The sequence below is a fragment of the Serratia sp. NFX21 genome (assembly GCF_048517035.1).
GTDB lineage: Bacteria > Pseudomonadota > Gammaproteobacteria > Enterobacterales > Enterobacteriaceae > Serratia > Serratia quinivorans.
Window position 1 is genome coordinate 1,893,935 of record NZ_CP183196.1, and the last position, 13,102, is coordinate 1,907,036.

A 13,102-nucleotide genomic window follows, 5' to 3' on the forward strand; every position below is an offset into this window, starting at 1 on the left:
TGTGAACTCTTTCTCAGGTGCCCGTAATGAATATTTATCTTTCGATGGCCGCTTTTGCGCTGGCCTCCTCCATCACCCCCGGCCCGGTCAATATCGTGGCGCTGAGCGCCGGGGCGCAATTTGGTTTTAACGCTACCCTGCGGCATGTTTTTGGTGCCACGCTGGGTTTTACCCTGCTATTGATTCTGATTGGGCTGGGGCTGCACCAGTTACTGACGCTGTGGCCGGTGCTGACTCAGGTGATCCAGTGGGCAGGTATCGCGTTTTTACTGTTTTTGGCTTATCAACTGGCCTTTGACGACGGACGGCTGGGCAATGGCAGCCCGTCGCAAGCGCCTTCGTTCTGGTATGGCGCCTTGTTGCAGTGGCTGAACCCTAAAGCCTGGTTGGCATCGGTGGCCAGTCTGGGGGCGTTTGTCGCCGACGGTGACCGCTTGCTGTTATGGCAGTTCGCGGTGATTTATTTTGTCATCTGCTATGCCTCGGTGGCGTGCTGGGCCTACACCGGTGCGATGCTGAGCGGGGTATTGCAACAGGCTCGCAATGTGCAGCGTTTTAACCGTTTGATGGCGTTGCTGTTGGCGGCCAGTGCCTGCTATCTGCTGGCCGACGGCGTTTAGCGCGGGTTTTGGTACTGGCCGGGGGTGGCAGCCAGTAGCAGTTTGAAGGTGCGTTGAAAGTGCGCCTGATCGGCAAAGCCGCTTTCGCTGGCCGCTGCAGCGATCGGATAACCGCGTTTCAGCAGACGATGGCCGAACTGAATGCGCTGATTGACCAGGTAGGCGTGCGGCGTCATGCCGTAACGTCGCTTAAAGGCGCGAATCAAGTAGGAGGGTGAGAGCGCTGCCGCCTGGCAGATGGCTTCCAGCGTCAGTGGTTGAGTGCAATGTTGGCTGATAAAGGTCGCCGCCGCCTTGAGTCTCGGATGCTCGGCTTCGGCGGCAGGCAGGCGAACATTGCCCTGACAGATTTGTAGCTCGGTGAAGTATTCCACCAGGGCGATTTGTTTTTCCAACTGGCAATGCTGCGGGTCGATCAAAAGGGAATAAAGCCGGTTCAGGCCATTGAACAGGGCAGGGTCACGGCTGATGACCTGATCAAATGGGATAAAACCACCGTCGCCCCCGACGATCTCTTGCTGCAGATTACCCAGCCAGGTGGCATCAATATAAAACATGATGTATGACCAGCGCTGGTCGCCGATGGGGTTGCAGGCGTGGGCCTGCTGCGGGTTAATGATCACCACGTCGCCGGTACTGACCTGCCGCTGTTGGTGGCCGTTAATATAAATGCTGGTACCGCCGGTGATAGCACCGATGGAGAAAATTTCATGGCTATGCAGGGCGTAACAAACTTTGCGGCCATCTTCAATGGCGCGAGCTTCCACAAAAGGGAGCTGCGGATCACGCCAGAATTGCGGCGCGGTAGCGGTCATGAACTTTCCTTTCAGAGACGACAGGGCTAGCTTGTTATAGCGTAAAATGAGCGTGGGAGGGAATGCGGATGATGATTTTTAATGTGTTTGGCTGTCTTCAGGATTGAATAAGCCCCGGCCACGTAGAGATGACCGGGGGGCTTTTAATCTTCTTCGTTGCGGGCCATCAACTGGCGTTGATGTTCTTCGCTGGCCGCCTGGATTTCCTCCAGCACTGAACCGACATCGGCGTGTTTGTTGCTTTCGACAAACTTGCCGGTCAACACGCTAGCCGGCGTCAGGTTACCTTCCTGATACAGCGCCCAAATCTCTTTGGCGTATTTGCTGCCCAGCAGTTCCGGCGCGTACTGGCCGTAAAAATGCGACATGTTGTTGATATCACGTTCGAACATGCTTTTGGCGTGGTTGTTGGCTGCGGCATCCACCACCTGTGGCAGATCGATAATCACCGGCCCATCTTTGTCCATCAACACGTTGAACTCCGACAAGTCACCATGTACCAGACCGGCGCACAGCATGCGCACTGCGTAATTCATCATCAGTGCGTGATCGGCCCGTGCCTGTTCCGGCGTCAGGGTAACATCGCTCAGACGTGGTGCTACCAGGCCATCTTCGTCGGTGATCAGTTCCATCAGCAGCACCCCATCGAGACAGATATCCGGTTGCGGCACACGCACGCCCGCTTTGGCGAGCAGGTACAGCGCGTCGACCTCGGTGTTCTGCCAGGCTTCTTCCTGCTGCTGGCGACCGAATTTCGACCCTTTGCTCATGGCACGCGCATCGCGGCTGTTACGCACCTTGCGGCCTTCCTGATAGTTCACTGCCTGCTTGAAGTTACGCTTGTCTGCTTCTTTGTAAACTTTGGCGCAGCGGATCTCTTCGCCGCAGCGCACGATAAAGACGTCGGCTTCTTTGCCACTTTTCAAACGGCGAATGACGTCGTCGATTAAACCATCATCTACCAATGGCTGGAGTCGTTTTGGAATTTTCATGCAGCCTTGTACCCTATTTAGGCTCCGGTGTGAATGGTTTGCTAAGGTGTTACCTCAATTTAGACCCGAAAGGCAAAATTTAGTTTGCCGCCGCTGCGATACATGATCGTAACGGCGCACCCGCTACAGGGTTTCTGCCAGTACCCAAACGCTGACGCTGCCGCCGTTAACCGGGAAAGTGGCACTCCCTTGTTCGTCGGTGGTGACCTCATCCTGACGGTTACCGAGCAGGTCGCGCCAGTTTTTATGTGCCAGTTCAGTGCCCAGCGAAACCGCTTTGCCACTTTCAGCCCCGTTGGTGAGTACCACTACGCAACCAGGGGCGTCGGCGGTACCGCTGCGGCTGAAGGCCACGCAGTTTTTATCATCAAAATAATCGGTTTGCACGCCGTTGGCAAAGCGTTGTCGCGCCTGAATCAACTTTTCCAGCTCAGGGATGACCGGCATATCAATCTGGTATTCCTGGCCGTCGCTGCCTTTATCTTTATAGCTGGCACCGTACAGGTCAGGATAGAACACGCAGGGCACGCCTTGTTCGCGCAACAGGATCAGGGCGTAGGCCAGCGGCTTGAACCAGGGTTCGACCGGTGCTTCCAGCGATTGTAACGGCTGCGTGTCGTGGTTGGCGACCAGCGTGACCGAATGGGCCGGATCGGCCGCGGTCAGGGTATCGGTGAAAATCTGCGCCATGTCGAACCCGTCTCCCTGTTTCGATGCCTGATGAAACTTCAGGTGCAAGGCTACGTCGAACAGCATCACTTTGCCCTCGACCAGGTCAATATACTGTTGCAACGCGGCCAAATCGTGCGACCAGTATTCGGCGACAATAAACAGATCGCGCTGTGCGCTGTCACGCACGTGGTCAGCCCACTCTTTAAAGAACCAGGCCGGAATGTGTTTGGCGGCATCCAACCGGAAGCCATCGCAGGGCAGGGTTTCCAGCAGCCAGCGCGCCCAGTATTTCAGCTCTTCCACCACCGCCGGGTTGCGGAATTCGACGTCGGCCCCCATCAGATAATCGTAGTTGCCTTTTTCGTCGCCGACCTGATCGTTCCAGCCGTCGTCGCCGTAGTCATTGGCGATTTTGAACACGCCTTTTTCATCGGGCTGCTCAACGTAATCAACCCCGCCAAAGCATTTGTAATCCCAAATGAATTTGGAATAGGTGCCTTGTCTGCCGGGGAAAGTGAAGCGGGTGTAGGCCAGGGCGTCGAAGCCCTGGCCGTTGATATCGTTGCGGTTGTTGGCGTCCGCCTTGTAGACATGCACCTGTTCTTTTTCGTCGGCACCGAGCTTATGGTTGAAAACCACGTCATAAATCACCCGTACGCCGTTGTCGCGTAGCGTAGTCGCGGCGTTTGCCAACGCTTCTTTGTCGCCGTATTTGGTGGCACGGCTGCCTTTTTGATCAAACTCGCCCAGATCGAACAGATCATAGCTGTCGTAACCCACCGAATAGCCGCCGGAAGCCCCCTTATAAGCGGGGGGCAGCCACAGATCGGTGATGCCCAACTGCGCAATTTGCGCGGCGCGTTCGGCGGCTTCCTGCCATAACTTACCGCCATCCGGGTAATACCAATGGAAAAACTGCAGCAAGGTAGTTTTTTTCGTCATGAGCAAGCCGCCCTATTGCCAGAAAGAGGTGCGAAATGAGCCGTGGCTCATCCATCCTGTTACAGCATGGGCTAGTTTTGACAAAAGGGAAACTCGGTTTGGGCGGCGCATGTGCCGCCCTGGAGGATTAACGCTGACTGGCGTAATGCGGCGAGCGCGGGCCATACAAAATGGCGCCGTTCTGACCGTTTGCCGATAACAGGCGGGTATTGGCGATAGCGCCGACATCGAAGCCCTTGTCGCTGATGGTATCGGCGATTTGCGCGATAGCGGCGCTGATCACCATACTCAGCAGACCGCCGCCGGAGTTGTTGTTATTTTCGTTGCTGGATGCCGTGGCGCTACCGGCCCAAAGCTGCTTGCCGTTGCGCAGATCGACCAACCTGGCTTTTACGGTGACGCGCGTTTCGCTGTTAATCACTATATAGCTGGTGCCATATTGCGTGACGTCCAGATACAGTACTGCGTCAGCGCCGAAGATCTTATGCAACTTTTGGATGCTGACGGCGCGGATATCATTGGCATTGGTCAAACCGTTTTGCTGGAATGTTTCCTCAACCACGGCGACCGGCAGCACATAATAGCCAGCTTCAGCCAGCGGTAGCGTGGTGCTGGCAAGGACGCTGTGGCTGGCTTTGACATCCGGCGATTGATTGACCGGTGGCAGCACCAGGATTGATTTCGGTTTGCTCTCGTGGAACGCCGCATAATCGTAAGCAGTTTGTTTGGCGCAACCGCTCAGCAGCAGGGTGACAGCAATACTGAAGAAAGCTAATGCACGCTTCATTTAAAACTCCCTTTATCCTTGGCCATCAGGAAATTCATAAACGGCGCTGATTCCGGGAACAGCGTTTTCTCTGTATTGAACTCGGTCATTGCCTGGCCGGTATTGCCGGTTTTGCTGTACAGCAACCCCAGTTGTGCATGCAGGCCCGGCGGCACGGCTTTATTCTTGGCGCGAGATTTTTCGGCAATTTCTTTTAGCGTCAAAATCTGTTGTTCAGGGCTTTGACCATCCTGTTGGTAATATTGGTAAATCGAGGTTTGGTAGCCATCCCAGTTGTAGATCGTTTTTGGCGCGGCGCAGCCGGCCAGCAGGGTCGCTGCGAACAGCGCCCCACCCATTTTTTTAGTTATCATATTGCTGCTTCTATTCCGTTAGTTAGCAGGGCGCCATGCGCCACTTTCGATACCGGCAACCAGGTTATTGACCGCTTCGCGTACGGCCAGATCCAACACTTTGCCGTTGAGGGTGGAATCGTAGCTGGCGGTGCCGCCGAAGCCGATGATTTCACGGTTGGAGAGTTGGTACTCGCCGGCACCTTGGGTGGAGTAAACCACTTCTGAGGTCTGTACGTTGACCACATTCAAATTGACCTTGGCATAGGCCACCTGCGTTTTACCGCGTCCCAGAATGCCCCACAGCTGGTGATCCCCCACTTCTTTACGGCCGAACTCGGTAACATCACCGGTGATCACGTAGTTGGCACCTTTCAGCGTCTGGGTTTTGCCTTTAATGCCGGCTTCGGTTTTCAACTCATCCATATTGGCGCGATCCAGCACGTTGAAGCGGCCGGTTTGCTGCAGATGGGTGATCAGGATGGTTTTGGACTGGTTACCCAGGCGATCCACGCCATCGGAGAAGATGCCGTTCATATAGCTGGAGCGGTTATCGAACTTGCCGACGGAGATAGGGCTGCGCTGGCCTTGGTAATTGGTGTTGTAGGACGCCACTTTAGGCACTTCCAGAGAGCGCGAGGATTCAGTAGCACAGCCTGCCAGCATGCTGACAGAAAGGGCGACTGAGCAGACAACGAGTGATTTTTTCATCGGAATACAATCTCTCCATGATTATAAAAGCGCGCAAGACAGACCGTTTTGCGCCAGGAATTTAAACAGCAGGGGAAATAATAGGTGCTATTTAAACGGGGCAATCCTGCCATGGATATGTAACAAAATACAACTGAATATCGACATAATTGGCGCTATTGGGGATTAAATAACTCATTCAAATACAATGGATTGTGTAAGGATATCATTCGTATTTTATCTGGTTTGCTGAATTATCCGTTTTTTGATGGGTTTATTATTTATAAAGTATATATTTTACGGTTTTTTATTTTGTAAATTTAATTCAGTAAAGAATTTAATTCTGCATGAGGCGACAGATTGCTGCAGGTGTCTCGTCAGGTTGAGATTTCACGCCGCTTAAAAATCCGTTATGGTAATAAATATTAGGTAACACTATCAACTAAGTGATGTGTTTCAGCGCTGGTACCAACGGGGACATCGATTGTGAACATCAGAGATTTCAGAGCATTGTCGCGCAACCTGGTCAGAGAGTTGGGCATGTTGAATAAACAAAGTAACGGGACCCGTTTTTCGCCGTTGCAGATCCACATTCTGATTGAGGTCAATGGATTGCCGCTGGGCATTACCGAACTGGCGGCCCGACTGTGCATCGATAAGGCCAGCGCCAGTCGGGCGGTACGCAGCCTGGTTGCCGCAGGCATGGTTGAAGCGGTGGATTATCCGCATGACAAACGGCATAACCTGAATCAACTGACCAAGTTGGGACGCAAAACGCTGGCGGCAATTGAAGCCAACGCCGACGGTTTTATGCAAGACGCGTTGGCGCAGCTGGACGACGATGAATTGGCCGCAACGACAGCGGCAATGAAAAAGATGACTGCGGCATTACGCAGCGCACGCAAGCAGCGCGATGCCGCTTTGCTGGTACGCCCGATAACCCAGAGTGATGACGCCGCGATGGCCGGCATTATTTGTAGCGTATTTCGCGAGTACGCTATGGATAAAATGGAAGGCGTCAGTCTGCATGATCCCGATCTGGATCGCCTGACCGGTGTTTACCAGGATAACGGCGGTAAGTATTGGGTACTGGAACAACATGGGGAGGTGGTGGGGGGCGTAGGCATTGCACCTCTGAAGGGGGGAGATGCCGGATACTGTGAATTGCAAAAACTGTTTTTTAAACCCTGTGTACGGGGGTTGGGAATGGCGCGCTATATGGTAGTGCAGGCGCTGAAAGCAGCACGTGCGGCGGGGTTCCGTTACTGCTATCTGGAAACCACCGAGCAACTCAAAGAAGCGCTGGGGTTATATCATGCGCTGGGTTTCACTTTGCTGACGGAAAAGCGTGGCAATACCGGCCATCACGGCTGCGATATCTATATGCTGAAAGATTTGCAAAACGACTGAATACTACTTGTGGAGCAGAACGATTTTCGGCGGGGCAATAAAACAAAAGGCGGCCAGGGCCGCCTCTTTGCACAATTGCTGATTCAGCAATTAATTGTAGATGATCGCAGTACCGTGCAGCTTGTTGTCACCGGTAGTTGAGATGATCTGGAATGATTTGGCACCTGCGGCATCCGCTTTGGCAGCCAGATGATTTTCCAGGCTGGTCAGGTCGGAAGCCCCGCTAACGGTAACCACACCGACTTTTTGCAGATTGGCCGGCTGGGCGTTAACCAGATCGGCGGCGAAACTACCGAATGAAGCAGAAGCCAGTGCGATGGCGGCGATGGTGATTTTCAGGTTTTTCATAGTCTTATTTCCTATCTTGGTATTCTGTACAAAGTTTTTTATTGGGGTCGTTAAATTAATTAACGATCGATAATTTAATGTTAGACGCCACTTCGGCGCTTTGCAACTATTTTTTTAGTGTTCGTTAATTAATTTTTTTGTTCTAGTCGTTAACCGGAGAAGTAACGTTCACTACCAGCCGGGTAATTGACGATTAACTTATTGTTATTGATAGATTACCGCGGTGCCATGCAGTTGATTGTTGCCACCGGCACCAATGATGCGGAATGATTTTGCACCGGCTGCATCTGCTTTGGCTGCCAAATCGGCTTCCAGCGAGCTGATATCGGAAGCACCGCTGACGGTGATCACGCCGAGTTTTTGCTGATCTGCCGGTTGGTTGTGAACCAGGTCAGCGGCGAAGCTACCGAAAGAAGCAGAGGCCAGTGCGATAGCTGCAAGAGTAATTTTTAAGTTTTTCATGATGTTAATTCCTATATCAGAAGCGTAAATTGGGTTGGTTAATCTTTGTCGTCATAATTACTTAACGATCGATAACTAAATGTTAATCGCTTCTCGACGGCAGCGCAATATTTTTTTATAATGATCGTTAATTTAATTGCCAAGCCCTGCTGCGGAGCGGGATAAGAGAGGGTCTATGAGTATCAATGAAGAAGTCTGCGCCAAAAAAACGCGTGGCAGACCGAAGCAGTTTGATCGCGACCGTGCGCTGGACAGCGCGCTCGATCTGTTCTGGCGGCACGGTTATGACTCTACGTCGCTGGCCGATCTGGTAGAAGTCACCGGTGCCAAAGCGCCAACGCTGTACGCCGAGTTCGGTAACAAGGAAGGGCTGTTCCGCGCGGCGGTGGAGCGATATCTGCAAAAATACACCACCTGCACCAATCAATTGTTGGAGCGGGATTTGCCGATAGCGGAAATCGTTGAGGCCTACGTTCGCTCTTCAGCGGAGGTGTTTACCGACCCGGATACGCCGTCCGGCTGCTTTATGGTCTGTGCCTCTGCGGCGCTGTCTTCGTCTTCCGATGAAGTTGCCGAGATGCTGCGTAAAAAACATCATTCGAATGAAGCCAGCCTGCGAGCCTGTTTTGACCGCAAGGTACAGCAGGGGGAGTTATTGGCGAAAACCGATACTGCGCTGTTGGCGAAATATATCGTCTGTACCATTGAAGGGATGTCGGTTCAGGCACGTGAAGGGGCCAGCCGCGAGGATTTATATCGCTTGCTCGATGCATTGATGCTGGTTTGGCCGCGGCTGAGTCAGGTGGGTAATAAGGTCTAGGGAAGGGCACTCGCCAGGAAATCAGGCCGCATTGCTGCGGCCTGAGTGGGCATTACTGGTTAACCGGGATCACCGCGCCCTGGTATTTTTGACGGATGAAGTCCTGAATCGCCTTGGAGTGCAGCACTTTCACCAGCGCTACGATTTCCGGCTTGTTCACGTCGGCCTTATGCACGGTGATAATGTTGGCATACGGGTTGTTTTCACCGCTTTCGACCGCGATCGGATCTTTGGTCGGGTTCAGTCCGGCATCGATGGCGTAGTTGGCGTTAATCACCACCGCGTCGCCTTCATCGTTGTTGTACATCTGCGGCAGTAGCGCGCCTTCCACGTTCGCCAGGAACTTCAGGTGTTTCGGGTTATCCACCACGTCAGAAATGCGAGCATCGACCTTGCTCACGCCCGGTTTCAGCTTAATCACGCCTTCCTTTTCAAAGATAGACAGAATGCGTCCTTCTTCCGCCACTGCATCACGCATGATGATTTTGCCGTTGTCCGGCAGATCTTTCAGGCTTTTATATTTCTTGGAGTAAATGCCGATCGGCTCGATATGGATGGCCCCGGCGCTGACAAAGTCGTAACTCTTATCGCCGGCATGGTCCTTCAGCACCGAATTCAGGTAGGGCACGTGCTGGAAATAGTTGGCGTCAATATCGTGACTGGCCAGCGCGGTGTTCGGCAGGATGTAGTCCTGGAAAGGTTTGATCACCAGATCGATGCCTTCCTTCGCCAGAATCGGCTTGGCCTGCTCGAGGATCTCCGCGTGCGGCACGTTGGACGCGCCCACCACCAGTTTAGTTTCCGCGGCGGCGCCAAAGGAGCTCAACGCGGTCAGTGAGGCGAAAGCCAGCATCATTATTTGCTTTTTCATCATCATTATTCCTTGGTTATTTATCGTTTATCGAGCGTTGTTGTAATGGTGTCGCCGATGAACTGGATAACGAAAACGATCAGCAGGATCGTCAGCGTCGCCACCAGCGTCACGTCACCGTGATTGCGTTGAAAACCTTCCAGATAGGCCAGATTACCCAGCCCGCCAGCGCCGATCACTCCGGCCATGGCGGTGTAGCTCACCAGTGCTATCAGGGTGACGGTAATTCCGGAAACCAGCGCCGGGGAAGACTCCGGCAGCAGCACGCGGAAAATAATGGTGCTGGTTTTGGCCCCCATGGAACGTGCCGCCTCTATGACTCCCTTGTCCACCTCGCGCAGGCCAATTTCAACCAGCCGGGCGTAGAAGGGCGCGGCGCCGACAATCAGCGCCGGCAGCGCGGCATCGGCCCCCAAAATGGTGCCGATCAGCGTCTTGGTGAACGGGATCAGCAGCACGATCAGAATAATGAAGGGGATGGAGCGGAATACGTTGACCAGCACTGAAATCAGCGAATAGACGGCGCGGTTTTGCAACAGTTGGCCGCGAGAGGTCAGAAATAGCAGTACGCCCAGTACGATGCCAAGCACCAGCGTGGCCAACCCGGCGATGCCGGTCATGTACAGGGTTTCCCAGGTGGCGTTCAGCAACTGGTCAATACGCAGATGAGGGAACCATGACTCAATCATGTTTAATCACCTCAACGGCGATTTGTTGTTCTCTCAATAATTTCAGCATGCTGTCGATTTGCAGGTCGTTGCCTTCGACGTGGATATACAGCTCGCCAAAGGAGCCGTTCAGCGTCTGGCTGATTTTGCCGTGCAGAATGTTAATGCTCACCTTGTAGCGCAGGATCACGTCGGAAATCACCGCCTGATGGGTTTGCACACCGACAAAGGTCAGCTTGAAAATTGCGCCCGGCAGATGCTGAGCCAGTAAAGGGTTAAAGTTTTCCTCGGTTTCCTGATATTGCGAAACCTGTTTAACGAACTGCTGGGTAATCGGCTGCTGCGGCCGGGTGAAAACATCGAGCACCGGGCCTTCTTCGACGATGCGACCGTTTTCCATCACCGCCACGCGGTGGCAAATTTTGCGCACTACGTGCATCTCATGGGTGATCAGCACGATGGTCAGGTTCAGTTTGCGGTTGATATCCAGCAGCAGATCCAAAATCGAGTCGGTGGTCTGGGGATCGAGCGCTGAGGTGGCCTCATCACACAGTAATACCCCAGGGTTATTGGCCAGGGCGCGGGCGATGCCGACGCGCTGTTTCTGTCCGCCGCTGAGCTGCGACGGATAAGCACCCTCACGCCCCTGCAGGCCAACCAGTGCGATAAGCTCTGCCACGCGTGGGTTGATCTGCGCTTTGGGTACGCCGGCTATTTGCATCGAGAAGGCAATATTCTGGCTGACGGTGCGTGACCACAGCAGGTTGAAATGCTGAAACACCATGCTGATTTTCAGGCGTGCCTGGCGTAACTGGTCGCCTCTGGCTCCGGCGATATTGAACCCCTCGACCTGAATGTTGCCGCTGGTAGGTGCCTCCAGCCCGTTAAGCAAACGGATCAGGGTGCTTTTACCCGCTCCGCTGTAGCCGATAATGCCGTAGATTTGCCCGGCTTCAACGGCCAGACTGACATCTTCCACCGCGACGACGCGGCCCTGTGCACTGTCAAAAGTTTTGCAAACGTTCGAAAGAACGATCATAGCGAAGTTGATCCTTATTAATACGTCACAGAATTCCGCCCAGGGTGCGTAACGCCAGGCAGTGTTCGGCTTCCTGGAATAAGGGCAGGCGGGATATCTGTTGCTGGTGAATACAGGGCAATCCTACCGGGGGTTTATAGTGACAGGAAGAATATAGATTCTATTAGATATTCTTATTTGATATATAAAGTGATGAGCAGAGGTGATGGTGAAACCGCGGCCAACGGGGCTTTGGCCGCTTTATTGCATTTAACGCTTGTCGAGCTTCATGTGCAGCAGCGGGAAAGGATTGCCCTGACCGTCGAGTGCCGAACGGCCGGTAATTTCAAAACCGTAGTGGCGGTAAAAACCGCTGGCCTGCGGGTTCTGTTCATTAACATCCAACTGCAACTCATCATGCAGCGTTTCGGCGTGGGCCAGCAGCGCTCTGCCGACGCCTTTGCCACGCTGCTCCGCATCGATAAACAGCATTTCTACCTTATTGCCGCTTAGCCCGATAAAACCGCAGGGATGACCGGGCTGGTCTTCCGCAACCCAAACGTCAACTGCCGGCAAATAGTCGTTAAGCACCAACGGGTAGAGTTGGGCGATATTCTCTTCGGTGAGAAAATGGTGGGTGGCGCGTACCGAACGCTGCCAAATCTCCGCCAGTTGCGCATTGTCTTGTGCTGCGCGTGCTCGGATAGTGATCATGGAAACTCCTGTGTTGATTTACTTATTTTAAACGCGGCCCCAGAGTCTGGCGACGGTCAGGGCGATAAAAGCTTCCAGCTTGGGGGACTGCCGTCGTTCGGGCAGATAGACCAGATGCATTGGCCGCGATAGCGGTGAATAATCCGGCAGCACCCGGACCAATCGGCCGCTGGCAATATCTTCATCCAGCAGCATGCAGGCATGCTGCGCGATACCGAAACCGGCCAGCGCCGCCCGACGTACCCCTTCGCCAGAGTCCATCCGCAGCCGCGGCCTGACCGGCACGCTGATTTCCCCCGTTGGTCCCTGCAAGCGCCAGAAATGGTTGCCGTCCCACTGACTAAAACCAAAGCAGCTGTGTGCGCTGAGTTGCTCCGGCTGGGTTGGCACACCCTGCTGGGCCAGATAGTCCGGTGAGGCGGCCAGCGTCATGCGGTAATCGGGCAGGGCGCGGGCCACCAGGCCATCGTCTGCCACCGGTCCGATGCGAAACGCCGCCTCGTAGCCTTCTTCAATCAAGTCTACCTTGCGGTCCGACAGCACCACTTCCGCTTCTACCTCCGGGTGCCGCTGCAGGAACTCGGTGAGGATCGGCGTCAGTACGCGGTTGCCGAAAGTGACGGGGGCACTGATGCGCAGCAGGCCGCTGGGGGAGCTCAATAGCGCCCGGGCACTGGCTTCGGCGGCATCGGCGTCGGCCAGCAGGCGGCGGCAACGTTCGTAGAATACCCGGCCGGTTTCGGTCAGCCCTTGTCTGCGGGTAGTACGGTTCAGCAGCGGCGCATTCAGCCGTTGCTCCAGGTAGCGGATGTGTTTGCCGACCATGGTCGGGGAGATTGCCATCTCCTCGGCGGCGGCAACGAAGCTGCCTTTTTCCACTACCCGCACAAACACCGCCATGCTGGTTAATCGGTCCATTATAAACCCCTGGTGTTTTCTGA

16 protein-coding genes are annotated in these 13,102 nt (G+C 54.1%); 3 read left to right on the forward strand and 13 right to left on the reverse strand.

Going from position 1 to position 13,102, the window contains the following annotated elements; all coding sequences use genetic code 11:
* Positions 1 to 26: 26 nt before the first annotated feature.
* Complete coding sequence (locus ACNT1W_RS09000) at positions 27 to 620, forward strand: LysE family translocator (protein WP_017892037.1); 594 nt, start codon at positions 27 to 29, stop codon at positions 618 to 620.
* Here ACNT1W_RS09000 and ACNT1W_RS09005 read toward each other — a convergent pair.
* The 6 genes from ACNT1W_RS09005 to ACNT1W_RS09030 form a co-directional block, all read right to left on the reverse strand.
* Positions 617 to 1,435, reverse strand: coding sequence for a helix-turn-helix domain-containing protein (locus ACNT1W_RS09005; protein WP_419246663.1), 819 nt, complete (start codon positions 1,433 to 1,435; stop codon positions 617 to 619). The genes ACNT1W_RS09000 and ACNT1W_RS09005 overlap by 4 nt on opposite strands.
* A 143-nt stretch (positions 1,436 to 1,578) precedes the next feature.
* Positions 1,579 to 2,427, reverse strand: coding sequence for a PA4780 family RIO1-like protein kinase (locus ACNT1W_RS09010; RefSeq protein ID WP_261434825.1), 849 nt, complete (start codon positions 2,425 to 2,427; stop codon positions 1,579 to 1,581).
* Positions 2,428 to 2,550: 123 nt separating this feature from the next.
* The gene (gene amyA, locus ACNT1W_RS09015; protein ID WP_419246664.1) at positions 2,551 to 4,041 is read right to left on the reverse strand and encodes an alpha-amylase; all 1,491 of its coding nucleotides are present in this window, start codon (positions 4,039 to 4,041) and stop codon (positions 2,551 to 2,553) included.
* Between the two features lie 127 nt (positions 4,042 to 4,168).
* Positions 4,169 to 4,828 (reverse strand): DUF799 domain-containing protein, encoded by a 660-nt coding sequence (locus tag ACNT1W_RS09020; RefSeq protein ID WP_012005821.1) that lies wholly within the window; start codon positions 4,826 to 4,828, stop codon positions 4,169 to 4,171.
* Positions 4,825 to 5,181 carry a DUF4810 domain-containing protein gene (locus tag ACNT1W_RS09025; protein ID WP_012005822.1) on the reverse strand — a complete coding sequence of 119 codons (357 nt, stop codon included), beginning with the start codon at positions 5,179 to 5,181 and terminating at the stop codon, positions 4,825 to 4,827. Before ACNT1W_RS09025 ends, ACNT1W_RS09020 begins: the two co-directional genes overlap by 4 nt.
* Before the next feature lie 18 nt (positions 5,182 to 5,199).
* Positions 5,200 to 5,871, reverse strand: a complete 672-nt coding sequence (locus ACNT1W_RS09030; protein WP_012005823.1) for a CsgG/HfaB family protein — start codon at positions 5,869 to 5,871, stop codon at positions 5,200 to 5,202.
* A 519-nt stretch (positions 5,872 to 6,390) separates the two neighbouring features.
* On the opposite strand from ACNT1W_RS09030, the gene ACNT1W_RS09035 reads away from it, so the two are divergent.
* On the forward strand, positions 6,391 to 7,260 hold the full coding sequence (locus ACNT1W_RS09035) for a bifunctional helix-turn-helix transcriptional regulator/GNAT family N-acetyltransferase (RefSeq protein WP_223272862.1): 870 nt from the start codon (positions 6,391 to 6,393) through the stop codon (positions 7,258 to 7,260).
* A gap of 90 nt (positions 7,261 to 7,350) precedes the next feature.
* Here the strand turns inward: ACNT1W_RS09035 and bhsA (ACNT1W_RS09040) are convergent, their stop codons facing one another.
* A complete protein-coding gene (bhsA, locus tag ACNT1W_RS09040; RefSeq protein WP_012005825.1) occupies positions 7,351 to 7,608 on the reverse strand; it encodes a multiple stress resistance protein BhsA in 258 nt (85 codons plus the stop codon).
* A 204-nt stretch (positions 7,609 to 7,812) separates the two neighbouring features.
* Positions 7,813 to 8,070, reverse strand: a complete 258-nt coding sequence (bhsA, locus tag ACNT1W_RS09045; protein ID WP_012005826.1) for a multiple stress resistance protein BhsA — start codon at positions 8,068 to 8,070, stop codon at positions 7,813 to 7,815.
* 175 nt (positions 8,071 to 8,245) lie between these two features.
* Between bhsA (ACNT1W_RS09045) and ACNT1W_RS09050 the strand changes: the two genes are divergently transcribed.
* Positions 8,246 to 8,890, forward strand: coding sequence for a TetR/AcrR family transcriptional regulator (locus ACNT1W_RS09050; RefSeq protein ID WP_115182989.1), 645 nt, complete (start codon positions 8,246 to 8,248; stop codon positions 8,888 to 8,890).
* 52 nt (positions 8,891 to 8,942) lie between these two features.
* On the opposite strand, the gene ACNT1W_RS09055 is transcribed toward ACNT1W_RS09050, so the two are convergent.
* From ACNT1W_RS09055 to ACNT1W_RS09075, 5 genes are all read right to left on the reverse strand, one after another.
* On the reverse strand, positions 8,943 to 9,764 hold the full coding sequence (locus tag ACNT1W_RS09055; protein ID WP_390901838.1) for a MetQ/NlpA family ABC transporter substrate-binding protein: 822 nt from the start codon (positions 9,762 to 9,764) through the stop codon (positions 8,943 to 8,945).
* A 17-nt stretch (positions 9,765 to 9,781) separates the two neighbouring features.
* Entirely contained in the window at positions 9,782 to 10,450 is a 669-nt protein-coding gene (locus ACNT1W_RS09060) for a methionine ABC transporter permease (protein WP_012005829.1), read from the reverse strand.
* Positions 10,443 to 11,468: a methionine ABC transporter ATP-binding protein gene (locus ACNT1W_RS09065; RefSeq protein WP_419246665.1), complete on the reverse strand. Its 1,026-nt coding sequence runs from the start codon at positions 11,466 to 11,468 to the stop codon at positions 10,443 to 10,445. The genes ACNT1W_RS09060 and ACNT1W_RS09065 overlap by 8 nt, the downstream gene beginning before the upstream one ends.
* A 249-nt stretch (positions 11,469 to 11,717) precedes the next feature.
* Positions 11,718 to 12,161, reverse strand: coding sequence for an acetyltransferase (locus ACNT1W_RS09070; RefSeq protein WP_419246666.1), 444 nt, complete (start codon positions 12,159 to 12,161; stop codon positions 11,718 to 11,720).
* 27 nt (positions 12,162 to 12,188) lie between these two features.
* Positions 12,189 to 13,079, reverse strand: a complete 891-nt coding sequence (locus ACNT1W_RS09075; protein WP_419246667.1) for a LysR family transcriptional regulator — start codon at positions 13,077 to 13,079, stop codon at positions 12,189 to 12,191.
* Positions 13,080 to 13,102: the final 23 nt, after the last annotated feature.